This window comes from Paenibacillus sp. BIC5C1, assembly GCF_032399705.1.
GTDB classification, from domain to species: domain Bacteria; phylum Bacillota; class Bacilli; order Paenibacillales; family Paenibacillaceae; genus Paenibacillus; species Paenibacillus taichungensis_A.
On sequence record NZ_CP135922.1, the window covers coordinates 1,512,824 to 1,539,320 of the forward strand.

Consider the following 26,497-nt stretch of genomic DNA (forward strand, 5'->3'; position numbering starts at 1 on the left):
GAATTCAACCGAACATTTTGCGTTAACATTAAATATCCAGTTTTCTGTTAAATTTATTGAATTGATATCTAATCATTGTTCATCTTCCCTTAACACACAAAACCGCACGAACATTCCCGAATCAAGGGAGTTCTTGCGGTTTTTTGCTGTTTGCTGTTTTTGTTTTGAAGTCTATTCAACGTCCTTTGTTTGGTAAAGTCGCTTGTCCACGATTAACGCTGTGTTGATTCAGAACAGATGCTGCTGTAACAGTTGGCTTTTACACTAGTTAATGTGGGTGATGAAGTTCACACTCCGAATGCGTAGATCAAGGGGGAAGAAAATCCGATGAGTGAGCTTGACAACCGGATCGGCTTGCCTGCTGCCAGACGGCGCGTATGGGGCACGAGTCAGCGCCGGACAGCTTCGCTGCGTGTGCAGCGAATACGGGAGAATATGCTGGCCTATGGTTTCCTGGCACCATCGCTGCTTTTATTTGCAGTGTTTCTGTTTTATCCGATGTTCAAGTCGGTGTACCTGAGTCTGCATTCCACTGACCCTACCGGACAGATTGCAGCTTATGTGGGATTGGACAATTTCAAAGCGGTATTCCAGTCCGGATTGTTCCTGCAAGGCATGAAAGTGACGTTACTATTTGTCCTGTTCACCGTGCCAACGGGCATGCTGGCAGCTCTGATTCTAGCGGCATTAACACACAACCGTTTCAAGGGAATGCGTATATTTCAGTTTGTATTCTCTCTGCCTGTGGTATTGTCTGTCGGTTCATCAGCGGTCATCTGGAAGTTCCTGTTCCATCCGACCTTGGGTATGCTGAATTATTTATTAGGAAAAGTTGGGATCGATCCGATTCCCTGGCTGACCAGCCCGGATTGGGCCTTAATATCGATCTCCATTATGACGATTTGGATGAACCTCGGATTCAATTACATTATTCTATCCAGCGGATTACAAGGCATCCCGGATGAAATTTATGAGAGCGCGAAGATTGATGGTGCAGGTCCTTTGCTTACTTTTCGCAAAATCTCGATGCCACTGTTGTCGCCAACCCTGTTTTTCGTCACCGTTGTATCGATCATTGGTGCGTTCCAATCATTTGGTCAGATCAACATTCTAACCCGTGGCGGCCCGATGGATAGTACCAATGTATTCGTATATTCCATCTATCAGGAAGCTTTTGTTAATTTCCGCTTCGGGACGGGCAGTGCGCAGGCGCTTATCCTGTTCGCGGTCATTATGCTGCTGACCCTGATTCAGTTCAAATGGGTGGAAAGGAAAGTGCATTACCAATGAGAACACCATGGACCAAAACATTGCTGTATGTGCTGCTTACAATCTGTGCGGCACTTGTACTGTATCCGGTGCTGTACACCTTTTTCATGGCGGTCATGACACCGGAGGATGCCAGTGCGTATCCGCCTCATATCATCCCTCAATCGATAGACTTGTCCAATTTCACGGAAGTATTCGATATCGTTCCGATTGGTTCGTTTATCGGTAATACGTTCCTGGTGGCAGGGCTGACGATGTTTGGTCAGCTTGTCACAGCGAGCATGGCAGCCTATGCATTCGCGAAAATGGAGTTTAAGGGCAAGAACGTCATCTTTAGCATGTTTGTGGCGACGATGATGATTCCTTGGGAAGTCACCATGATCCCGAACTATCTGACGGTGCGCAGTTGGGGCTGGCTCGATACGTACCAGGGGCTGACTATTCCGTTCCTGGCAACAGCGTTCGGTACATTCCTGCTGAGACAATTCTTCATGCAGCTGCCCAAAGAGCTGTTTGAAGCGGCGAAGATCGATGGCTGCGGGCACATCCGGTATTTTGTATCCCATGTCCTGCCATTGTCCCGCCCGGCACTTGGAACCTTGGCCATCTATTCGTTCCTGAGCATGTACAACTCCTATCTGTGGCCGCTGCTCGTTACGAATACGCCAGAGATGAGGACGGTACAGATCGGAATCTCGATGCTGGAGTTCCAGGAATCCACAGCATGGAATCTGGTGTTTGCCGGCACAGCGCTTGTTATTTTACCGTCGCTGCTGCTTCTGGTCTTCGGCTTGAAACAGCTTGTCCGCGGTATGGCCGCAGGCGCGCTAAAGGGTTAGTAGGAGTATGGTTTGTTGTAAAGATTTAAACGGTTGGCGGTTTGGATACCCAGGAGCGAATAAACAAGGCTCACTCTTGAAATAAGTCTTTCAAGGCTGCAAAAGCAGTGAAGGGGACGAAATCGATTCTGTAGAAGCGTTAGCGTTCGCCTTTGTCTCCGGAATTTAAACAATTAAAAACTAATTCAAAAAAATATGGAGACAACAGCGATCGAAAGAACGGTTCGTAACCGGAACGGCCACCTTGCAGAACGTAAGCACTTATTGTGAAGTGAGCCCCAAAAAAAGGAGAGCGATTATGATCGGGTTTCGTTTGAAAAAAAGAGGAACATTTGCATTGATGTTGGCTGCACTTATGCTGGTATTGGCCGCTTGTGGCGGAAAAACCGAAACAACAAGCACAACGGGCGGAGCGCAGGCAGATGCTGCAGCTGCTGAACCGGTACAACTGACATGGTGGCATTCGATGTCTGGTGCAGGGGAGAAAGCCATTAATCAACTCGCTTCCGATTTCAACGCAAGTCACCCGGACATTCAGGTGAAGGCAATCTACCAGGGGAAATATGATGAGAGCCTGAACAAACTTAAAGCTTCCATGGGATCGGACAGTGGTCCGGACATTATCCAGGTGTACGAGATCGGCAGCAAGTTCATGATCGATTCCGGTATGATTACACCAGTTCAGCAATTTATCGATAAAGACAAATTCGACTTGTCCCAACTGGAGCCGAATATCATTCGTTATTACACTATTGATGGCAAATTGAACGCCATGCCGTTCAACACATCGAACCCAATTCTGTATTACAACAAGGACATGTTCAAAGCAGCTGGTTTGGACCCGGAGAACCCGCCTAAGACATACGAAGAGTTTGAACAAGCAGCCAAAGCACTGGCGAAAGACGGTAAACCCGGTGCGTCCATGGCGATCTATGGCTGGTTTATGGAACAGTTCTTTGCAAACCAGAATGCAGATTATGTAAACAACGGTAACGGAAGAACCGGTGCAGCGACGGAATCCATGCTGAACTCCGAAGCTGGTGTGAAGACTTTGACGTGGTGGAAAAAGATGATGGACGAGAAAACCGTCTCCAATCTGGGACGTAGCACGGACGATACAACCGCTGCATTTACAGCACAACAAATCGGTATGACACTGGATTCCACCGCTGGATTGCGCAAAATTGTAGAGGGTGCTGGCGGTAAGTTTGAGCTGGGAACAGGCTTCCTGCCACGTCCAGCAGATGCCAAAGAAGGCGGCGTCGTTGTTGGTGGCGCAAGCTTGTATATCATGAACAACAAATCTGAAGCTCAACAGCAAGCCGCTTGGGAATTCATCAAGTACCTGGCTACACCTGAGGTGCAAGCCAACTGGAGTGTTGCGACAGGATACTTCCCTATTACGACAGCAGCCTACGATGAGCAAGTATTAAAGGATAATATGGCGAAGTACCCGCAATTCAAGACAGCAGTCGACCAATTGCACGCTTCTGCTGATTCGACAGCAACATCCGGGGCTGTAATGGGTGTATTCCCCGAAGCCCGTCAAATTGTCGAAGGAGCGATCGAGACAGTTCTGAATGGACAAGGTACACCACAAGACGTATTGGATGCAGCAGCGAAGCAAATTACAGACAAGATTGCACAGTATAACAGCACGGTGAAGAAGTAACATGCTGACTTGCAGCAGGACAAACCTTAGGCCGGGGCTAGGGAAGTTGAGATAAATGACTTAACTTAGGATGTCAAAATGAGTGAGACGTATGCGATGGTCAACCCTGACTGTCGCATCGTTTTGCTGTGAGAAGATCTTGAACATAATCAATTTAAGGTGAATTGGCTATGGGGATATCTATCAATAAATGTCGAATACAGAGATTTTATTTTTATTATGTTAGTTTAAGTGACTCTAAATAGGCTGTTATACACAATGATTCACTATTTAAGTAATGTATATGACATGTTAAAGCTGAAAAATAGCAATTTATTACTTGTTTTTATTTTTTTATTATCAATTTTGTGATGTTTGTGTTCTATTTTATATCATTTCAAAAGAATATTATTTACATGTAATAAAAGTTCAGTTATCTTATATTTGAACTAATGTACAAGTTTCATGAACAAATGATTACGAATTTAAAAAATGGAGGTAGGTAAAAGATGCATGTTCTGCAAATGAAGAGGTGGCTCAGGTTGTTCCTGGCTATGGTTCTGCTTATCACGGGTGCCATTCCGGCTGGATTGTTCAGCAGTAAGGCAGCTGCGGCGGATGAGCCGTTAACGGTTGCTCAGGCACAGGCAAAGAATTCTGACAAATCTACAGCGACTGTTGAAGGATATGTTGTTGGTTACTATAACAGTGGAACCTCTATCCAGCTAAATCCTCCGTTTACTTCTGACACAAATTTTGCACTGGCAGATCGTCCTGATGAAACAGATGTAAGCAAAATGATGCCAGTACAAGTACCCACAAATGCTCCCCGCAGCACTTTTGGTCTACAAAGCAATACATCCTTATATCATTCCAAAGTTCGAATTAACGGTGCTACATTGGAAACATATTTTACTGTTAACGGGATTAAAAGTACCACTTCGACCATTTTCCAATTGATTGATGAGACGCCAGAAACCAAGGTGGTAAACGTTACAGCTAATCCATCCTCTGGAGCTGTGCCGGCAGGCACAGAGGTTAAATTGGCAACAACTACAGTTGGTGCCGCCGTATACTATAAATTAAATGATGATAATGAATTTCTTCCATATACAGTGCCCATCACAGTGAATGATACGATTCACATTGAAGCTTATGCACACAAAAGTGGATTAATGGATAGCGATATTACGCTTCTTGACTACACCATAGTCGACAACAGTCCCATTTCAATCTCCGAAGCAAGAACTAAATCTGAGAATACACCGGTTACTGTACAAGGGATTGTAACTTATCGCGAAGAATCCGGAGGATTGGCGAATCTGTACATTCAGGATGATCATGCAGGAATCGTCATTCGTGGAACAGACGCCACCGTGGAGCCGGGCGATCGTATTGAAGCTTATGGTCCGCTGACGATTTATAACGGTTTGCTTCAGGTAGAGAAGGACAAGACCGGATTTCCAGGCGGTTATATTAAGGTCTTGGATAAAACGCAAGATATCCCTGAACCCGTTACACTGACATCCAAAGACTTTACACCTGCTGAAGGCGGAGGAAAGGGTACAGGTGGCATTTACGAAGGGATGCTTGTCGAAGTCAACGCTGTTACAGTGACAAGAAGCAGCAGTTCCACCTTTTATGCGACAGATACCGATGGTGGAGAGATCACGATCTATGCCAAAAATAGCCCTACTGCACTGGCAACAGGCAAAACATATGAAAAAGTGACAGGAGTTATGACCTACCATACAAGTTATGGTCTTGAACTGATTCCACGTACAACATCGGATGTTGTCGAAAATTTGCTCTCTGTTACAGCCAGTGCTTCATCAGGCGGTATTGTCAAAGGATCAACAGTGACATTGTCCTCGCCAACGGCAGGAGCAGAAATCTATTATACGGTTGATGGCACTGAACCAACCCCAACATCCACAAAGTACAGTGTTCCAATTACAGTAAACGAGGACACGATTGTAAAAGCGATTGCTGTATCGGGTGGAAGTACGAGTGGGGTATATACCTTTACTTATAAAGTTCTTCATGAACTGGACAATCTTAGAATCCATGATATTCAAGGAGCTTCCCATAACTCTTTGTACGATGGTTTAGCTGTTCAGAATGTCGAAGGAATTGTGACTTATGTTGTAAATGCAAGCTCCTTCTATATACAGGAGATTCCTGGAATGGAAGATGACGATGTGAAAACATCCGAAGGTATACTCATCTATAAGTCATCTCATGGAATGACAGTAGGCAACAAGGTTAAGGTGTCGGGTCAAGTCAAAGAATATGCGACAGCGACGACTGAGCTGTCTACGACAGAGATCGTTGCAACAACAATTACGGTTGAAGACAACAATCAAGAACTTCCTGAACCTGTGATTCTGGGAACTAACGGTCGAATCATCCCTACTGTAATTGATTCAGATCAGTTCGGGGAGTTTAACCCGGAAACGGATGCGATCGATTTTTATGAGAGTTTGGAAGGCATGAGAGTGCAACTTGATAATGCAACAATTATTGGTCCATATTCCAGTGAACCGGGTCTAGCAGTTGTCGTTGACAATGGTCTGAATAACCCAGTACGCACACCAGCAGGAGGCGTTATCCTAACTGCGGATAGTACAGAACCTTACGAGAGTGCCCTCAATCCGCAACGATTGTTCATTAACAAAAAGCCCTCTCAGGCGGTCAAAACTGGTGACAAGCTTACTGAGTCCGTCAAAGGTGTTATGACGTATTCCAACGGTAATTTCAAGGTTAATCCAGAGGGGAATCTTCCAGTCATCACTTCAGGGGGGCTTGAGCAAGCAACAACGACGATTCAACAGGCCGACGGTAAGTTGACAATTGCAACTTTTAATGTGGAAAATTTCAGTAAGAAGGATGCAGCGAGAGCTGTCAAAATCGGTGGGATTGTAGTCAATAATCTAAAGAATCCGGATATTATTGGCATAATGGAAGTACAAGATAATGATGGAGCTACAGACAGTGGAACAACTGCTGCTGATGCAAGTTTCCAAACCCTGATTGATGCTATTGCATCTAAAGGCGGTCCTACCTATAAATACACGGATATTGCTCCAGAAAACAATAAGGATGGTGGAGCTCCGGGGGGGAACATTCGTGTAGGATTCTTATACAATGAGTCACGTGTAACTCTGAAACAAGGAAATAAAGGGGACGCAGTAACGGGAATCCAAGTGGAAACAGACGGGAGTTTGTCCCTTAATCCTGGAAGGATTGATCCAACAAACGATGCTTTTACAAGCTCGCGTAAGCCGCTCGCTGCTGAATTTGAGTTCAATGGAGAACGTGTTGTTGTGATTGCAAATCATCTGAATTCCAAAGGCGGCGATCTGAAGCCTTACGGAAGCATACAGCCTGCGACAAGAAGTAGTGAAATTCAACGTGCACGACAGGCAACTGCTGTAAATAGTTTTGTTAAAGAACTGCTAAGTAAAGACCCTGAGGTGAATGTTGCTGTTCTTGGCGATTTCAATGACTTCCAGTTCTCCAAAACATTGAATATTGTTGAAGGTAATGAACTGGACAATCTGGTAAACAAACTGCCAGAGAATAAGCGTTATTCCTACATCTATGACGGAAACTCTCAGACACTGGATCACATTCTGGTGAGTAAAAATCTGTCCGAAACTGCTGCTATCGAAGCGGTTCATGTGAATGCTGATTTTGAAGATTCCCATGGTCGGGTCAGTGACCATGATCCGCTGCTCGCGCAGCTGAGCATTGGAAGCACAGCAGAAGAAGGTGACTTCAACCTGCGTGTATTGCACACCAATGATACACACGCGCATTTGGATAACATCCCGCGCCGTGTAACAGCGATTAAGGAAACGCGCAATGATAACACCCTGGTATTGGATGCAGGGGACGTATTCTCGGGTACATTGTACTTTAACCTCTTTAACGGTCTGGCGGATCTGGAGTTCATGAACATGATCGGATACGATGCCATGACCTTCGGAAATCACGAGTTTGATAAAGGCCCAAGCGTACTCAAGGAATTTATTGAACAAGCGGAATTCCCATTTGTGAGTGCCAATATTGACTATACCAAGGATGCGAGTTTGGGCAGCCTGTACAACAGTACCATCGGAAATCCAGGCGAGAATTCCCAAATCTACCCGGCCATTATTACGGAAGTAAACGGCGAGAAAGTCGGAATCTTTGGATTGACGACACCGGATACCGTATCTCTGTCCTCACCGGGAGATGATTTGACCTTTAAGGATTACAAAGCAAGTGCTCAGGCGACAGTGAACATGCTGCAAGATGAAGGAATCAACAAAATTATCGCGCTGACGCATCTGGGGTACTCGGAAGACCTGAAGCTGGCAGAAGCGGTAGAAGGCATTGACATCGTAGTGGGTGGTCATTCACATACCATTCTGAACAAACCGGTAGTTGTAGATACACACACTGATCCGACACTGGTTGTACAGACGGGAGAATATGACGTTTCCCTGGGTCAACTGGATGTAACGTTCAACGAAGCAGGCGTACTGAAAACATGGAACGGCAAATTGCTGAACCTGGATGCGAAGGATGCCACCGGTAAGTATGTTTACGCAGATGATCCGATTGCAAAAGCGAAGCTGGCAACCTATGCGAAACCTCTGGAAGAGTTCAGAAAAACAGTCATCGGTAAAACGAATGTATTCCTCGATGGAGAACGTGGCAGTGTACGTAAGCAGGAAACCAACCTTGGTAACCTGGTAGCAGACGGCATGTTAGAGAAAGTGAAATCTATTGTTAAGGAAAACAATGTTAAAGGATATGTCACAATCCAAAATGGTGGAGGCATCCGGAAATCGTTCAAGGAGGGAGATATCACCCTGGAACAATTGCTGGAAATGATGCCAAATGGAAACAACCTGTCTGCGCTAAAAATGACAGGTAAGGAAATTACCGCTGCACTGGAAAATGGCGTGAGCGGTGTGGAAACAGGAGAAGGACGCTTCCCGCAAGTTTCAGGCATGCGTTTCTACTACGACTCCACGAAGCCCGGCGAGAAAATTGATGCGGTAACGAATACAGTGACCCAAGTGGGTCAACGCGTGCTCAAAGTACAGATTAAGAATGCCAATGGCACGTACACGGACATCGACCCTAACGGATACTACATCGTAGCGACGAACTCTTTTATGGCTAACGGTGGAGACTTCTATCGCTCCATGAGAGCGGCGAAGGATGACAAACGCCAGTATGAACTGAATCTGGTCGATTATGAGGTTTTCCATGAACATCTGGACCGTGTAGGTACGGTAAACCAGAAAACGGAAGGACGCATTACTGATTTGAAGGGAGCTCCACTTCCGGGTGATGGGAATGGAAGCAACCCTGGTAATGGCGGTGGAAATAATGGAAGTAATCCGGGCAGTGGTAATAGTGATGGAGGTACAACCACACCTGTAACACCAACAGATCCAACAACTCCGACGACGCCTACAACACCTTCCAACCCGGGTAATGGTAATGGAGGAGGTACTACACCGACCAATCCGGGTGTGACTTTGAAAGATATCGGCAATCACTGGGCAGCAGCTGCCATTGAGCAGGCCATTTCCCGGGGAATTGTAAATGGATATCAGGACGGTAATTTCCGTCCAAATGCACCGGCAACACGTGCCGAGTTCATTGTCATGCTGGCAAGAGCATTTGAACTTCCGGCCAGCAGCAAGGCGTTGACGTTTAAGGATGCTTCCAAAATTCCAGCATGGGCACAATCCTTTATTGCTCAAGCTGTAGAACAAGGGATCATTAGTGGCTATACGGATGAGACGTTCCGTGCTTCCGGCAAAGTATCCCGTGTAGAGATGACGGTTATGCTCGTAAGAGCACTCGGACTTCCAGTTGCATCGAATGCCACATTAACCTTTGCAGATGCGAATAAAGTACCTGCATGGGCCGTACCTTATATTGCAGCTGCATATGATGCAGGACTGGTGAAAGGCACAGGCAAGAACCTGTTTAACCCACTTGTTGAAGCAACTCGTGCTGAAGTTGTGACTCTGTTGATGTCAGCGAGTGAGTTTCAGGCGAAGTAATAAAGACTATTCAATCTTTCTATGAAAAGGAAGCCAAAACCAATTTAACCTGAAACGCTAAACTCTTTTACTCTAAGAAAAACAGCTTGCAGACCTACATCTGCAAGCTGTTTTTTTACTAATTAATGGCTGTTCAATTTTACCAGAGGAAGGTATAGTAGACAGGATTATATGGAAGGAGTGTTGAAATGCAAGATCAACCAGTTTTAATCGCACTATTGGCTATTGCAGCAGGGATTTTCAGTTTGTTGGGTGGAATCAACAATTGGGATTGGTTTATGAAGAGTTTTAGAGCAGGTCTCTTTGTGAAAACCATTGGACGTCAGGGTGCAAGAGTGGTGTATGGTATTTTAGGTATTGTGCTGATTACCATTGGTGTATTATTGTTGCTGTTTGGGTAAGCGTAGAAAAAGAAAGAAAAGAAAAATTGTAGAGCCTGAGTACATAATTCAGTTTCACAGCCTTTAATGTAGAAAGTAACGATTAGTACGTTTAGCTTTATGCTTGAGATTTTCGAGGTTAGTTAGGGTGTGGAAGTTAGCTTTTTAAAAAGTCTTGAAGCCTAAGCCAGTTTACTCCTGGGAATGTGTGGACAAATTATCTAAGAAACCGGGGACGTCTTATTTTGCCTTCAGCTCTTCTTTTTACAAAGTAAGAAACTCCAGACACGTTATTTACTGAAATTCCTGACAAAAACACTATAAACGACTTTTTTTTCTGATACAGCGTGTCTCAGGTTCTTTAGATTTCTGGAGTCACTTCATATCCTTGAATAAGACGTCTTCGATTCGTTGCGCTTGCACATGCTCTGCTTCAATCGCGTGTGAGTCGCTGACTCCTGATCCCATCCGGAGCCAAGCTTTTCATTGAAAGGGAGAAAATCCACTTTAACGGAACTTCAGGTATACTTGTCTTCCAGCAGCTTGGAAGACACAACTTAAGAAAAGTTACATTCATTAAAAAGACCACCGAAAAAATTTCGGTGGTCTTTTTGCCAAATTCAGGTTTATTCATCTCAATCTGGTTTAATTATCTTTTAAATCTTCAATGGAATTGATGTCCATATAGGTTGGTACAACCAGACCTGTTTTGGCACCGTCCATATTTGGACCGAGATCATCGATCTGATCCTTGTATTTGTTGAAATAATCTGCAGAGGTGAGCGGCAACCATGCAGCTGGAGTTGCATCGACATCACCATTGGCAATACCGGTCCACATTGGACCAATTTCAACTTGAAGGGAAGTTACTTTGTAACCCAGTTTTTCTTTCAGGATGTACTCCAGCAAGTTGGTACTTGCAATCTCGGAGTCCCAGGCTACGTAACTCAGTTTAATGGAATCTCCATTCACCGGGGTCAGACCTTTGGTCCATTCAGCCACTTTGTCGCTATGCTTCTCGGCAAAAGCTGCTGCGGCTTTTTGGGGGTCTTCTCCGTTTTGAATGGCGACCATAATTTCACCCATATCCTCAGGTGTCCAGGAGAAGCGATCCAGGAATTCATAAGCGACAGGTTTGTCTTCCTTCAACCCTTTACGGGCAATGGTATGAATTTGTTCTGCTTCACCGTAGACGCCTTCCGGATCGTCCAGGTATTTCAGGTCATATGCGTTGAACATCCAATGCGGTGTCCAACCGGTAACGATAACCGGTTCCTTATTCTTAACCGCTTTATCCAGCGTTGCTGTCATTGCGGCTCCTGAACCTTCAACCAGTTTCCAGTCAGACAAACCGTATTTCTCAATGGCACTGGCTGTGGATTTCATAATTCCGGCACCTGGATCGATACCGATAATTTGGTGATTCACTTCATTTCCCACATTGGCATTCGCCGATGGAGTAGAGGAAGAAGCACCTGTTTCCAGATCTGCAATCGAATTAACGTCTGTCATGTAGGCAGGAACAACAAGGCCTGTGCGTACACCGGTCATGTTGGCTCCCAGATCATCCACCTGGTCTTTGTAACGTTCCCAGTAGTCAGCGTGAGTTAATGGCAGCCAAGCTGCTGGAGAGGCATCTACGTCGCCTGAGGCAACACCCGTCCACATAGGCCCAGCTTCAACTTGCAGGGCGTTAACTTTATAGCCGAGTTTGCTTTCCATGACATATTTCAACAGGTTAGTACTAGCGATCTCAGAATCCCAGGCTACGTAGCTAAGTTTAAATGCATCACCGTTAACTGGCGTCAGACCTTTGGTCCATTCGTCAATCTGGTCTGCATGTTTCTCAGCGTAGTCTTTTGCGGCTTCTTCTGGAGATGTACCATTCTGAATGGCACTCATCATTTCGCCCATTTCATCTGATGTCCATTGGAAACGGGACAGGAATTCATAAGCAACCGGGTGATCTTCTTTTAAACCTTTACGTGCGATGGTGTGAATTTCTTCTGCATCACCGAAAGATTTCTCGGGATCATCCAGATATTTTAGATCATATTTATTGAACATCCAGTGCGGAGTCCAGCCTGTAATAATGATCGGTTCTTCCGCTTTAATGGCTTTGTCCAGTGTGGCAGTCATCGCTGCACCAGATCCTTCAATCAGGGTCCAGTCCGTCAGATGATAATCTTCGATGGCTTTGGCAGTGGACTTCATAATGCCTGCACCCGGATCAATACCAATGATCTGATAATTGACTTCTTCACCTACAGCATTCGCTGGAGTGTTGTTACCGCCGGCAGAAGTACTGTTGCCGCCAACAAAGTATTGTGAGAAACCAGCTACGAGCACAACGAATGTTGCGGCAGCCGTAATCCAGGCTTTTTGTTTCGCTGAGAAGCGTGAGCTTTTCTTGCGGCCTGGCATAAACAGATTTTGAGTGAAACGGTCAAGTACAATCGCAAGAACTACGACAGCAAGACCTGCTTCAAAACCTTTACCAATCTGCAACTGTGTTACCGCACGGTACACTTCCGCACCAATACCCTGTGCACCGATCATGGATGCAATAACAACCATGGACAGCGACAGCATGATGGTTTGGTTAATCCCTGACATTACGGTAGGCAATGCGAGTGGAAGCTGTACTTTGAACAACTTTTGCATGGACGTGGAACCAAACGCATCCGCTGCTTCGACCAGTTCGCCAGATACCTGCTTAATTCCGAGGTGAGTCAGGCGAATCGTTGGTGGAATCGCGAATATGACGGACGCGATAACACCGGGAACCACACCAAGGCTGAAGAAGGTTACCGCTGGCAGCAAGTAGACAAATGCAGGCATGGTCTGCATAAAGTCAAGCAATGGTGTAATAATCCGGGCTGCAGTTTTGCTGTATGCGAGCCAGATACCAATGGGAACACCAAGCAGAATGGAGATTAATCCAGACGTAATAACGAGGCCCAAAGTATCCATCGATTGGGACCAGTATCCGAGGTTATCTACGAGCAAGAAACCGATAACCGTAAACAGGGTTAGTGGTATTCGGCCAACAAGGTATGCCAATACACCAAGTATTACAATAAACAGGAGCGGATGGGGGAGCATGAACAGCCCGGAGAAAAATCCGACAACCTCCTGAATAACAACAGAAATGACTTTAAATAATCCGGAGAGCGAGGAGCTCATCCAGTCAACAATCGCTTCAATCCACGATGCTAGTGGAATTTTGGGAATCATTCGCAAGTTCCTCCTTTACTGCAACTTCACCGCTTAGTGCTCCAAGCAGGGCACCGCGGACGATAACACCTTGCAGACGGCCAGTTTCGCCAACAACAGCGAGCGGCACATGGGCTGAACTTACAATTTCAAACAATTCATGAATCAGGGTTTCAGGCGCTACAGTCGGCCCATCCGTAATCAGAATGTCGTTCAATACTTTGTTTTCGCGCATTGCGCGGGTTGCATCTTCTGCTGTGATAACACCAAGCAGTTTTTTCGAACGGTCAATGACAAACAGGTTGGAAATACCACGTTCGCGCATTAATTCGAGGGCAACACGGGGACCACGGTCAAGCGTAATCGTTTCAGGACGTCGCATAACATGAGATGCGGTAAGGACCTTGGACAAGTCCACGTCTTCGACGAAGCGGGCCACATATGAGTTGGCCGGTTGAATCATGATTTCTTCCGGAGTACCGATCTGCACGACTGCGCCGTCTTTCATGAGGGCAATACGATCGCCGATGCGCAGCGCTTCGTCCAAGTCATGGGTAATGAAAATAATGGTCTTTTTCATTTTATCCTGAAGCTCAATCAGCTCATCCTGCATATCACGACGAATCAGTGGATCAAGTGCACTGAATGCTTCATCCATTAGCAGTACTTCCGGGTCATTCGCCAGCGCACGGGCCAAACCTACACGTTGCTGCATCCCGCCACTCAGCTCATCCGGCATTTTATCTTCCCAGCCTTTAAGGCCTACAAGCTCAAGCGAGGTTTTTGCTTTTTCCCGACGTTCATCTTTATCAACCTTTTGAACTTCGAGTCCATACTCCACATTATCAAGAACGGTACGGTGCGGGAATAACGCAAATTTTTGGAACACCATGCTGATCGTTTTCCGACGCACTTCGCGCAATTGTTCTTTATTCATCTTACGTAGATCTTTACCATGGACCAGAATCTCTCCCGATGTCGGTTCAATCAGACGATTGAACATTCGAACAAGTGTAGACTTACCACTTCCGGACAGTCCCATGATGACGAAAATTTCACCTTCCTGAATTTCCATGTTGACCCGGTTGACGCCAACCGTTATCTGTTTTTCTTTGGCCAACTTTTCTTTGCCCCAACCTTGCTCCAGTAATTGCAGACCTTGCTCGGTTTGGGGGCCAAACAGTTTACTTACATTCTTTACTTCAAGTATGGTCATGTTTTCACCCCTTCTGATGTGTTGTGCACTTCGAACGGCTTTCAGCATCCACAAGCCCATACACTTGTGCGCCCAGCCACGAAATCCGGTAATCGTTGCTTCGCTTCCCGTCTTTCTGGGTAACGCTTTGTATTCTAACAATACTTAACCCGTATAGCAACTGAATAAACAGTACATAATGTTTGTACAGTAAAAACTGTACAAAGTTTTCCGTCCATATGCTCCGTCATTCTCCTTATTCTGGCTAATAAGACACCTTTACATTTGATATCGCTTTTCCTACAATAGAAAATGTGCTGAATCTAAGCAGTTTCTTTTGGTTAAAAGATAGTCGTAGGCGTTTGCAACTTGGTAAAGCTCCCATGATATACATGGGGTAACCTTAAGCCCGTTGGCATATAGGATGTCCTGCCGGATACTTTCCCATGTAAGCCGGATCTTAAACAGTTGCAATTATTTTGCCGAGACTGGGAATGTTCAGAATGGAGGTTGCAAGCATGAGCTTGGACCATTTACAAGAGGAGCAGCAGGCAACCGTTCTTAGAATCCGTAAACGCGTCATTGAAGCCATTGGGCGTAATATGGATCTCTACGGCGTTACGCTGTCCACGGGACACTTATATGGATTGCTTTTTTTTGCAGACAAACCTATGACCCTTGACGATATGGGCCGGGAAATGGAAATGAGCAAAACGAGCATGAGTACCGGCGTACGTACACTGCTGGATCTAAAAATGGTGAATAAAGTATGGAGCAAAGGCTCCCGGAAAGACCTATATGAAGTGGAGTATGACTGGCATCAGACGTTTACGGATTATTTTGTGATTAAATGGAGAAAAGCCGTGGAGAGTAACCTTCAGGTACTGCGCAAATCCGTTGATGAACTGAATCGTTTGGTTGCCGACTTGGATGAACAAGCAGATGCTGAACTTCTTCGCATTCTTAAGGAAGACAAGCATAAGGTGCTTCAAGCAGAGGCTTACTACAAATGGCTGGATCGCTTGATTGATACCATGGAAGATGAGGAAATATACAAACTGGTTCCGAAGGAAGAGATCAAGGAACATTAATAACAGCAAAAGCAAAGGGCCCTTTCCGAATAGGAAAGGGCCCTTTTGTCTTGATGGGTTGTACACTTGTACATTTATAATGAAGAAAAAGATATGCTTTACAATTGTCCGATTAATCCGACATGTGATAAGGTCTCAAGCTGTAGAACGATCTGTTCCAGTTCGTCCATGATCTGATGGCGTCCGCTGGGGGACCAGCATAGTACAGACCAATCGGATATATCGTGTACGTTACCTTTCAGGACAGCAGGAGATCGATTCCAGGCAGTGGTTTGTTTCATGCGCCGAAGTAGTTTCTCACGGGCAGGAGCATTGGAAACACGGTTAATCAACAGATGATCCGTGTCCAGCATGGGGATGCTATCTGCCGCATACTCATCAGTAATTATATCTGTAGATATGATCTGTGCAGGGTTCAGTCCAAGTTCACCGTAGATAAGGCGATATAATGGATGCTCGGTATTATCCTGAAGCCGGATAGACTGATTCGTAACCTGCATAAGCATAATACGTTCTTGCCCGAAATGATGCTTCAAACGGAGCCCAATATCAAGGTTGCGAAGCTCCAGCTGTTTGAAATTCTGCAAGCCCTGTTGATCTCGTCCAACCAGTTCAGCTATACGTAAATGATTGTCTTTCCATTCATGGGTCTGATCCAGGATGACTGTAGGGGCAATACTTTTGAGCTTATCGTAAAAGGATTGATGATAAAAGTCACCGATAATCAGGTCCGGCTTGGCCTGACGTAATTTCTCCAATTGTAAGGCTAGCCGCTGCTGCTGCTCGAATTCATCAAGCTCCCGATCATGGAATCCGTCCATTGCAGCTACGGGATGTAATCCGAGCGAAGAGAGGTTCTCATGAAGTCCAATCCTGGACGCGGTAGCCACGCGAATTTGGTCTTTTTTCATATATAGGCTGGGTGCAATACCCAAGGTTTGTTTGAATTTGCGGCTAAAATAATATTCATTGCCATATCCAACAGAGACAGCGACGTCTTTGAGTGCACATGACTCTTGCTTGAGCTGTTTTTTGGCTTCGTCAATCCGTAAGCGATTTAGATAATCGGTAGGTGACATGCCTTTAGCTTTCTTGAAACTGCGAGAATAGGAGCTTGGCGTCAATCCGGCAATTTTAGCCAGTTGATCCATGCTGATTCCTTCACTCATGAACCTTCTCATATACATAATGCTGCGTTCAAGCGCCGGATCGACTTTCTCATAATTTTCTTCAAGCCGGTTCTCCGAGAGATACTGCAAAAGCTCGTGCAGCTGGCTATGTATACTGATAAAATGATCGGGGTGAACACCGCGATAGGCTTCATACAATTGTTCAAATCGTGCTGTGGCCAGTTGGTCATGCCGAACCATCAGTCTGCCTGTCTCCCAATCCAACGGGAAGCCAGAGGAGGAGGACATTTTCCATCGGCCGCGCACTTGCTGCAAACATACCGTATCCATGCTAAGTATTATAAACTCCGTAACAGCCGAGCGTGCAGCCGCTTCAATCGTTGTTCCTGGCTTCAAAACATACAGTTGATGGGCTTCGGCGTTATAGACTGTATCGTTCAGGACCAGGACACCGTCTCCTTGTAAAATAAGACAGAGCATGGGCCGGGACACCGTCTTGCCTTGCACACGGAAATGCTCCCCGCGCCGTACACGGCACATGGAAGAGAGGAGCGGTAGAGATGAGGTTTCAGAAATGAAGGGAAGCTGTTCAGTCATACGGACCATCCTTTTGTCTTATTTTCTTAATGATAACAATAATCATTCTCATATGGAAGATGTTTTTGAAAAATAGTTTTGGACATGAAAAAAAGAGGATGCCCAGATCCGTGATGGCTTCTGGGTTATCCTCTTTTTTTGGAGCAAGAATGTTGAGATAGTTTATGTCTCTATAAGTCTATGCCCACATGCGTGGGTTAGTTTGGCACGACCAACAGGATATCATCCAGGAAAACGTCGCTTAGCACTTTTTTGCCTGTGCCATTGGTTTGCACATGATACAGACGATAGAGATCATTTGCGTTGATGTAGAACATGCCCGGAACATCGTCATGAAGCTGGAACGTTGCCCATTCCTCTCCAGCAAGCTTGGTTACTTTGAGGGCTGTGCTCACGGAATAAAGACCATTTGTACCGGATAGATATGCAATAGCTGGTGTTCCGTTGGTCAGCTGAGCAGTTACGAAAGTAACGCTATTCAAATTCAGGTTGGCAGATTTGGATACCTTGTTCCCGGCGATGGTTTTGGCATACGCCTTTTTGTCTGCATCCACAACGACAACCTTATCTGTACCTAGTGGGCTGACCTCCCGGATACTCTTACTATGAATCTGAAGTGTTTTGCCAGAACTGGTCAATGCAAAGGCTTTGCCTGTTGAATAATCATAATCCTTGTTGCTGTCCAGCTTAATGCCTTTATTATACACGTACAGATTGTTGCCCCAGCCGCCAGCATAAACAGCGTTCACGTCCAGCTTTGCTTTTGGATTAACAGCTGTACCTTTGCCTGTATTGTAGTTTACCTTGTACATGATAATGGCGTTGGTCGAGTAGTACTGCTCATACGGGTCAGTGTTCACCATCAGTTGCAGTTCGTTTTTGGCCACGTTCATAAAATAACGACTTTCTACTGCACCAGCAGCAATTCGTTGCACTGCTCCGCTGCCATTGGATGCTTTGGAAACGATCCATGGGTTTCCATTAACGAGCCCGTTATAATATACACGGCCTTTCGTTACGGCGAGCAGCGGAAAATCTGTATCCGCTTTGTCTGCAATTTTGGTGGCAGCGGAAGCTTCGCTATTACCATTTGCACGATAGATCGTTCCTTTGGAGTCCATATAATAGATAAACCCATTATCCGTAAAGTAGCTCAACACATCTGTCGCATACGTTTCAGCAGAATCGCTGGAACCGTCATTGGGAACGCGAAGTAGCGTTGTGGAAGACTCGGAACGGGTGTAATAGAGATAGGATCCCGCCGCAGACAGACCATCTCCTTCAAAATCAAGCAATACCTCTGTGGTTCCGCTTCCGTCGCCGGATACTTTGTACAATACACCATCGGACTCATAATATACCGTAGTTTGGCTGAGGGAAGCTGCATGAGCATTGGCTCCTCCTCCAAGCACTGCTGCTGCGATCAGTGTGAACAGCAGCAAGGTGCAAACCGTGCGTTGCAAGCGTGTTGACCCTTTGTTCATAAATCAATCGTCACCCTTCTTCTTTATGTATGTAATTAACACAATAACACCTTATGTTATATCGGTAAACTATGGAAAATATGTTATACATCTGAGTCAGATAAAAACGGCAGAAGATCAGATCTTCTGCCGTCATATCTCAACCCTATTCCGCCTAAATCTGACTTTCAGCCAGCTGTTGACGACTGTTCCACAAAGTAACCAGACGAAGCAAAATGAAACTGATGAGCAGAAGTACTGCTCCGACCAGGATTAACATGAGAGGACTGATAAGCAGCATACCGCTCGCTTGACCAGCAATCAGGGCAAGCAATGGAATCACAACCAATCCCCCCAGTTGATAGGCCTCCTGAAATCCACGTACCTTCGCCGAGATTAGTACATTCAACAGAATGACCACAAGACTGCACGCCGGAACAACCCACAGTACGAGAATGATCCAGTTCAGATTCGGAAACATCCATTTCCCGAACATGGGATACATCAGGATATTGGCAATGATTCCGTAGATAATGAAGGTAATCCAGGACAATAACAGAGAAGGGATAAGTGCAGCCAGCACCTTGCCTTTAAATAACGTATCCATACTCATCGGAGTGAACAGAAGACCTTCCAGAGTCTTGCGCTCCTTCTCTCCTGCAAAACTGTTGGCCGTCAAAATACTGGATGCCATCACCGGAATGATGAGAAACAGGGGCGCGAACATGTACAAGGCCAGATAATAGACAATACGGTGATTGTCCGTAGGCATCGAAGCAAGCTGCGGAATCCGCCCGGCATGGGTTAGGTTATCCAGCGTATCAAGCAGGAAGCTCATATTGCCGAGGGAAGCAAGTTCCATTTTTGAGGCTGTCCAAATGAGTACGCCAGGCATAATGATACCGATAACCAGCGGAACGATTAACATGGGTAACCAGAGCTGTACGCTGGCTGTGATGGCTCGAATATCTTTGCGAACAAGTGCGCGTATGGCTTGTCTGTTATTCATGATGGTGTGCCTCCCTAATGGCAAAATAAATACTCTCCAGATCGCTGCCCGTAATCCGGGCCTGATAGATTTGTCCAAGCTCAGTCAATTTTCGCAGTAACAAAGGAATATCTTCACGGGTTTGAAGCTGAAAAACGGCTTTGTTCGCGGAAACCATCTCCGGTGTATACCCTGCTACCGTTTGCCAGCCATTTGGCATGGTCGCTTCAACTTCAATCCGGGGTGAGGTCAGGTAACGGTTGATGATCTCCTGCTCCGTACCTTCCTCAATCTTGCGCCCTTTTTCCATAAAAATATACCGGTCACACACAGCCGATAGCTGGGATAACACATGAGACGATACTAGAATCGTCATATGTTCTTCCTGATTAAGCCGACGGATGATTCGGAGGACCATCTGAATCCCATCCGGGTCAAGCCCATTGGTTGGTTCATCCAGAAAGAGAATGGAGGGACGGTGCAGAAGCACCCGTGCTAGACCTACGCGTTTTTTCATCCCTGTGCTGTAAGTGCCTACTTTTCGATGCTGATATTCCTGCAATTCGAACAGATCCACGAGCTCATCAATCCTTGCTTTGGCATGTTGTACACCGAAAGCTTCAGCGAAAAAGATCAGATTGTCACGCCCACTCATATTTTCATACAATCCGCTCTGCTCGGTTAGTGTGCCGCATATGGCTAATACGTTCTCCGTCTCACGGAAAGGATCAAGGCCGTTAATGCTCACTTGCCCACCCGAAGCGCCAAGAACGCCGTTCATGATGCGGATCAGGGTAGTTTTGCCCGAACCGTTGGGCCCGATTAGCCCGGTAACGTTGCCTTGTTCAACCGTGAAGCTTACATCGTTCAGTGCCTGATGTACTTTAAATTGTTTGGAAATGTTGCGAACTTCAATCATGTACATTCACCGTCCGATCTGAGTTTGGAGATTATACGTCTATATCAGCAATATCGTTCAAATGGAGGGCCGAAAAATAAAAACTCTACGTCTTTAGTCCCAAACGCGGGCATTAACTTCAACCTAAAGTCCGGCGAAATCGGGTCTCAGGTTTGTTTTCATAGTGGTCTATACCATGTATTCTGGTTAAAAGGATGCAATATCCCGTTTCATTGCCATCCATAACGTGGTAATTAGACTTAAGGCCTCTGTCATATCATGAATGCCTGAATATTCATCTAACGCCGGTCTTGGTTAGCCAAGGCCGGTTTGACGTCGTTACTTGGCGTATCCATCCACTGGAACGCCTCATTTCTTGTAATTACATAAATAATTCGTCTAACACATCATATGAACACTTCCATTAGAAAGCATCCGATGTGTTTGGCCCAGAGGAAGGTGAGCGAAATGACAGCATCCAATGAGTATCGCTTTCAGGTGAACCTGAGCGGTATGATCCAGATTCTATCGAACCATCTATACAGCAGCCCTAAAGTATTTTTACGTGAATTAATGCAAAATGCGACTGATGCCATTACAGCTCGAACAGAGGCAGAAGCGGGATTCCAGGGTGAAGTACGTGTGGAACTGACCGGAACTGGCGAGCAGTTAACCATGATGGTGGAGGACAACGGCATTGGCTTGACTGAAGCTGACATCCATGAGTTTCTGGCGATGATCGGACAATCCTCGAAGCGTGGGCAGCAGGCCTTGCTGGATGGAGAGACTTCGTTTATCGGACGATTCGGAATCGGATTATTGTCCTGTTTCATGGTGAGCCATGAAATCGTCATGCTGACGCAATCCGCGAAGGGTGGACCTTCGATGGAGTGGCGGGGTAAGCCCGACGGTACGTATACGATTAGACAGTTGGAGACACAGCTGTCTCCGGGAACAAAAGTATATCTGCGGTGTACGCCGGATGCAGCCCATTATTTTGAAACGGAATATGTTAAAGAAGCCTTGTTCTATTATGGAGCGCTGCTGCCTTATCCAGTCATCCTGCATAGCGACAGTGTTCAACATATCGTCAATAGCCAGTCCCCGGTCTGGTTGATGGAGCCCGAGCTTGCACGTGGACGCAGAGCGGAAGTGCTGGCTTTTGGTGAACGATTGCTTGGGGAGAAGTTTCAGGATTTCATTCCACTGACGACGGCTTCAGGCCGTACAGGAGGTATAGCTTTTGTACTCCCCCATGCTGTCAATCTGAATGCCAAGCGTTCTCACCGGGTGTACCTGAAGCGAATGCTGATCTCGGAGAAGGCGGAGAATATTTTGCCGGAATGGGCCTTCTTCGTGAAATGTCTGATCTGGACGGACGAGCTTCAACCAACGGCTTCACGGGAACATTTTTATGAAAATGAAAAACTGGAAGAAGTTCGCTCTGAACTTGGCGATGCCCTTCGTAAAGGATTGACCGACATGGCTGAGAACCAGACGGAACGGCTGCAAAAGCTGATTCGCCTGCATGCGCTGTCGATGAAAGCACTGGCTGTGCAGGATCAGGAGTTCTATGCCATGATTCACCGCTGGCTTCCATTTGAAAGTACACGTGGTCATCGGGAACTGGGCGAGTTGATGAGCGAGGGAGAGACGTTGTACTTCACGACCACGGTGGATGAGTATCGTCAGATTCATCATGTCGCGTCAGCCCAATCGATGCTGGTCATCAACGGTGGATACATCTATGACAGCGATTTGATGGCCATGCTGCCGCTAGTGGTGCAGCATGTACAGACGCAGCGGTTGCAGCCGGATGAGGTATCCATGAGTTTCACCGACGTGCCGCCGGCTGAACGGAATCAGTATTATGATGCCTTGCGCCTTGCTGACTCTGCTTTGCAACGTTTCCGCAGCCGTGCAGAGGTCAAGGGCTTCAAGCCAGCTGATTTGCCGGTGCTGTTCACGCTCTCGCAGGAGTCTTCCACGCTGCGTGCATTGGAAAAAGCAAGTGAGGAGAGTACAGAATTATTCTCCTCTGTCCTTGGATCATTGTCATCCGGCATTAGTTCCGCAGGTTATTCGACCCTGTACCTAAACATCAGCAATCCAATTATTCAGCGGGTCCTGACTTCACCGGATGCCCAAATGACTCCGATTGCCATTGAGATGTTGTATGTCAATGCACTAATGATGGGGCATTATGCGATGAATCGGCAGGAGCTTGAGGTGCTGAATCAGGGCATCGTTCGTTTTATTGATTGGGGTTTGCGTGCGAATACAGATCGCAAGGGGGATGCTTGATGAAGACCGAAATGGATTTTGAGGATTTGATGGATGAGGCATATGGCCTGCCTAATGGAACAGCAAAGCTTGGCATGCTGGAGGAAGCGGCAAGAGTTGCCGATGTGAATGGCATGGAGGAGGAAGCATACGAAGCGCGTTCAGAGATCGTGGAGACCGCGACATTCTGCGGTTATCCGATGAAAGCACTAATTGCTTTTTCCTGGCAGCTGGGCAAGTTTGATCAACAGCCAGAACGCTATGATGAAGAAACGTTAATGTGGTCGTATAAATGGATTTTGGGCGAGTTATCCAGCTTCCCGGAAGTGTCTCGCGATAAAATGATGGAGCTGCTGGAGGACTTTGGACGTCGCTTCAAATCATTTGGGTATAGCGAGCGTTCGTATTGGTATTATCGGTTCCGCATATCCATGGATCTTGGCGAGCTGGAGGAGGCCGGTACCAGCTACACGAAGTTCAGAAATATGGACCGTGACTTTATGAGTGATTGTGAAGCCTGTGAGCAGGACGAGATCATGCGCTACTGGATACTGGTAGGTGAGGATGAGAAGGTATTGGAAGCGGCGAAGCCCATTTTGAAAGGGAGAATGAGCTGTGCCGAAATTCCGCACCTGACCTTATCGGAGATTTTGATGCCGCTATACCGGCTTGGCAGGGTTGATGAAGCTGACAAACATCAGGCCAAAGGATATCGCATGATCAAAGGACATAATGATTTTGTGCAGAGCTTTGCTGAGCAGATGGATTATCTTGCACGGACTAACCCGGCGAAGGGCATCGATGTTCTGGAAGAAAATATAGTGCTTGCGATGGACCATGAAGATCCATTTGCCAAAATGATGTTCTATGCCAGAGCGGCACAACTGTTGCGTCGCTGGGCTGACGAATCTCCAGGATACCGATTGCGGCTTCCTGCTTCATTTCCCTATGAAGAAGACCAGGGGGATTTACGTAAAATGGCCGACTATTTTGCCGCATATGCCAAAGCAGCCGCAGACAAATATGACCAGCGGAATGGCAATCAACATGTCTCTTCTATGTTAAGCGAGGTATTTAATCCATAACTTGCGACTATCACTTGAATATCATCGTACCATTAAATGGTACGCCAGAAGGTTACCGTGCTAACCAAAACAGGCTTGTTCATAAGGAGGATTATCCTTCTTTGAACAAGCCTGTTTATCGTTTTTTTTATACCGTGAATATAAAATTGCTACTTCGGTTATTCAGGAGTTACGGTTGCAGGCGCGGTTGTATCTTCGGCAGTTTCCTCATCTGAGGAAGTTTCTGATTGCGGCTGCTTTGTCATCAGGTCAGCTACGATCTTGTCGGTTGGCTGTGTAAACAGCTGGTACATAATCGCTGCTTCTTCCTGGCGAATCAGTGGTTTGCGGGAGAGGAAATCGACTGATCCATCCTCCAGCGCCTTCACTTCAGGACCGTGGATACCTAGCTTAACCATCATCTGGATTGCAGGCACCGCCCAAGCATCTGTCTGCCCAGCCAGCTTCACATCCTCGAACAGTTCATTTGGGTATTGCAGCTGGAGGCTTCTCCAGATCATCACCATGGCTTCCTGACGTGTGATGACCTGATCCGGTTTGAACTGTTTCTCATCCGCACCTGCTATCATGCCGGATTCATAACCTAGCTGAATGTAACCGGCAGCAGGGTGAGTTGCCCAGTCGGTATCCGCAGGTGGCGTCGTTTTACTGGCCTTCAGCCCGCTCATTTTAAGGACATCCTCAATGAATTCAGCCCGTGTAACCGCATTTTTGGGTTGAAAAGCTTCACTTGCATCATTGCTATAGTATCCAAGGGATTGTAATCCATAGATAGCTTCAGCATAAGGACTATTTGCCTGGACATCCCGAAAACCTTGGGGTTTCTGTCCTTTTTTCTCATAACCCATGGGGTTGAGATAAGGTTCTTTCATATAGATGGTTCCATCATCATTTTCCTTGAACGCCGTGAACTGGCCTGTTAATTCATCCTTGAAGAGATTATCTTCAACCTGAATCAGGGTACGTGGGCCAAGGAAGACGTCCGAAATGCTCAATTGTCCAGGTTCTTTGCCGCCCTCTTTCAAGGAACTGACAATGGTGCTCAGTCGCAGATCCGCGTAAAGCCCGGCGAAGCGTTGCAGCTCATCAACAGTTTGAGGTGTATAGTCCTTGAACTTGACGGGCTCCGCATATTGCGGGAAGAACGTTTGGATAAAGGCAGGATAGAAGAGATTACGAAGTGCTCCCGTTTGGTTGTAAGTAAGGAAGACACCTGTGTTTTGCTCAGGAATAAGGAAGAGATAAGAGCTGAATCCGATTAGGTCGCCAGCCTTGGTGATAATTTTGGAACTGCTGCCTGCACCCGGAAGCTGAAAAGCAGCTTCAAATCCATAAGTGGTATTGGGTAGCAGCGGATGAATGGAAGAACGGTATTGTTCCATGCTTTTTACTGTAGATTCTTTCCAAATACGTTCGTTATCCTTCACACCATCATTCAGGAAAGCGATCATGAAATTACCGATATCCTCTGCCGTTGAGAGCATGCCGCCTTGAGGCATGGGTGCTGGGGAAAGGGTGTACGGGTCGAGTGGATTATGGCCCGCATCATAGGCTGTTGCAAGTTGGTTTTTGAACTTGCCGTTCAGCATAAAACTGCTGTTATCCATACCCAGAGGTTTGAAGATATGTTGCTGCATATACGATTCAAACGGCTCGCCGCTCACATTCTCCACAATCATGCCAAGTAGCAGGAAGGAGAAATTGTCGTACATGTAGGCGCTACCAGGTTCTCTAACGACAGGTGGCATATGTAACTTGGCATAATCCTCCATCGATACACTTTTGTTAAAATCATCATGGATGTCTTCCTGCTGCGGGTCGCGAATCTCGAATCCGGTGGTGTGAGTGAGCAGATTCTCTACCGTTACAGGTTTGTCAAAAGGATTATCGAATTCCAGTCCTTTCACATAGGTCTGAAAATCAGCCTTCAGATCCACCTTGCCTTGCTCTACGAGTTGCATGACAGCGGCTGATGTGAATGTTTTGGAGACCGAGGCGATACGAAAGGTGGTGTTTTTCGGATCAACGGGCTCTTTGCTCTCCAGATCGGAATATCCATACCCTTTCTCTGCCACGACTTTTCCATCTTTGACAACGACTACGGAAGCACCTACATATTGGGCCTTCGCTTCGGCGGAATCAAAAAATGAATCCAGAAAGGCTGTTGCGGACTCCGTTGTCAGCGCTGTCACTTTTCCTTTTTCATCGACCGCAGCAGGTGCGGTCTCCGCATGCACGGCGGGTGCCCATAAACTGAGGGACAGGACCAACGCCATGAACGCCCCCGTTAGGGAGGTGAGCCTGAAGCGGGTGCTTCGATTGGATAAATGCATGTAAA

The 26,497-nt window shown here is 46.4% G+C and carries 15 protein-coding genes; 8 read left to right on the forward strand and 7 right to left on the reverse strand.

Annotated elements, in window-relative coordinates; translation table 11 throughout:
* Positions 1-435 precede the first annotated feature (435 nt).
* From RS891_RS06790 to RS891_RS06810, 5 genes are all read left to right on the forward strand, one after another.
* The gene (locus RS891_RS06790) at positions 436-1,290 is read left to right on the forward strand and encodes a carbohydrate ABC transporter permease (protein ID WP_397386939.1); all 855 of its coding nucleotides are present in this window, start codon (positions 436-438) and stop codon (positions 1,288-1,290) included.
* Positions 1,287-2,108, forward strand: a complete 822-nt coding sequence (locus RS891_RS06795) for a carbohydrate ABC transporter permease (RefSeq protein WP_315794860.1) — start codon at positions 1,287-1,289, stop codon at positions 2,106-2,108. Before RS891_RS06790 ends, RS891_RS06795 begins: the two co-directional genes overlap by 4 nt.
* A gap of 298 nt (positions 2,109-2,406) precedes the next feature.
* On the forward strand, positions 2,407-3,780 hold the full coding sequence (locus RS891_RS06800) for an ABC transporter substrate-binding protein (RefSeq protein ID WP_315794861.1): 1,374 nt from the start codon (positions 2,407-2,409) through the stop codon (positions 3,778-3,780).
* Between the two features lie 488 nt (positions 3,781-4,268).
* Positions 4,269-9,833: an S-layer homology domain-containing protein gene (locus tag RS891_RS06805; RefSeq protein WP_315794862.1), complete on the forward strand. Its 5,565-nt coding sequence runs from the start codon at positions 4,269-4,271 to the stop codon at positions 9,831-9,833.
* Between the two features lie 188 nt (positions 9,834-10,021).
* On the forward strand, positions 10,022-10,234 hold the full coding sequence (locus tag RS891_RS06810) for an immunity 17 family protein (RefSeq protein ID WP_315794863.1): 213 nt from the start codon (positions 10,022-10,024) through the stop codon (positions 10,232-10,234).
* A 624-nt stretch (positions 10,235-10,858) separates the two neighbouring features.
* Here the strand turns inward: RS891_RS06810 and RS891_RS06815 are convergent.
* The gene (locus RS891_RS06815; RefSeq protein ID WP_113051846.1) at positions 10,859-13,450 is read right to left on the reverse strand and encodes a glycine betaine ABC transporter substrate-binding protein; all 2,592 of its coding nucleotides are present in this window, start codon (positions 13,448-13,450) and stop codon (positions 10,859-10,861) included.
* The gene (locus tag RS891_RS06820; RefSeq protein ID WP_113051847.1) at positions 13,416-14,645 is read right to left on the reverse strand and encodes a quaternary amine ABC transporter ATP-binding protein; all 1,230 of its coding nucleotides are present in this window, start codon (positions 14,643-14,645) and stop codon (positions 13,416-13,418) included. The genes RS891_RS06815 and RS891_RS06820 overlap by 35 nt, the downstream gene beginning before the upstream one ends.
* Positions 14,646-15,142: 497 nt before the next feature.
* On the opposite strand from RS891_RS06820, the gene RS891_RS06825 reads away from it, so the two are divergent.
* On the forward strand, positions 15,143-15,715 hold the full coding sequence (locus RS891_RS06825; RefSeq protein ID WP_315794864.1) for a GbsR/MarR family transcriptional regulator: 573 nt from the start codon (positions 15,143-15,145) through the stop codon (positions 15,713-15,715).
* A gap of 98 nt (positions 15,716-15,813) precedes the next feature.
* Here the strand turns inward: RS891_RS06825 and RS891_RS06830 are convergent, their stop codons facing one another.
* From RS891_RS06830 to RS891_RS06845, 4 genes are all read right to left on the reverse strand, one after another.
* Entirely contained in the window at positions 15,814-17,442 is a 1,629-nt protein-coding gene (locus RS891_RS06830) for a helix-turn-helix domain-containing protein (RefSeq protein WP_315794865.1), read from the reverse strand.
* A 197-nt stretch (positions 17,443-17,639) separates the two neighbouring features.
* Complete coding sequence (locus RS891_RS06835; RefSeq protein WP_315794866.1) at positions 17,640-18,926, reverse strand: DUF5050 domain-containing protein; 1,287 nt, start codon at positions 18,924-18,926, stop codon at positions 17,640-17,642.
* A gap of 154 nt (positions 18,927-19,080) precedes the next feature.
* The gene (locus RS891_RS06840; RefSeq protein ID WP_315794867.1) at positions 19,081-19,914 is read right to left on the reverse strand and encodes an ABC transporter permease subunit; all 834 of its coding nucleotides are present in this window, start codon (positions 19,912-19,914) and stop codon (positions 19,081-19,083) included.
* The gene (locus RS891_RS06845) at positions 19,907-20,812 is read right to left on the reverse strand and encodes an ABC transporter ATP-binding protein (protein ID WP_315794868.1); all 906 of its coding nucleotides are present in this window, start codon (positions 20,810-20,812) and stop codon (positions 19,907-19,909) included. The genes RS891_RS06840 and RS891_RS06845 overlap by 8 nt, the downstream gene beginning before the upstream one ends.
* A 447-nt stretch (positions 20,813-21,259) precedes the next feature.
* On the opposite strand from RS891_RS06845, the gene RS891_RS06850 reads away from it, so the two are divergent.
* Together RS891_RS06850 and RS891_RS06855 are read left to right on the forward strand one after the other, a co-directional pair.
* Positions 21,260-23,095, forward strand: coding sequence for an HSP90 family protein (locus tag RS891_RS06850; RefSeq protein WP_315794869.1), 1,836 nt, complete (start codon positions 21,260-21,262; stop codon positions 23,093-23,095).
* Positions 23,095-24,159: a hypothetical protein gene (locus RS891_RS06855; RefSeq protein ID WP_315794870.1), complete on the forward strand. Its 1,065-nt coding sequence runs from the start codon at positions 23,095-23,097 to the stop codon at positions 24,157-24,159. Before RS891_RS06850 ends, RS891_RS06855 begins: the two co-directional genes overlap by 1 nt.
* Positions 24,160-24,317: 158 nt before the next feature.
* Here the strand turns inward: RS891_RS06855 and RS891_RS06860 are convergent, their stop codons facing one another.
* Positions 24,318-26,492 carry a serine hydrolase domain-containing protein gene (locus RS891_RS06860; protein WP_315794871.1) on the reverse strand — a complete coding sequence of 725 codons (2,175 nt, stop codon included), beginning with the start codon at positions 26,490-26,492 and terminating at the stop codon, positions 24,318-24,320.
* Between the last annotated feature and the right edge of the window lie 5 nt (positions 26,493-26,497).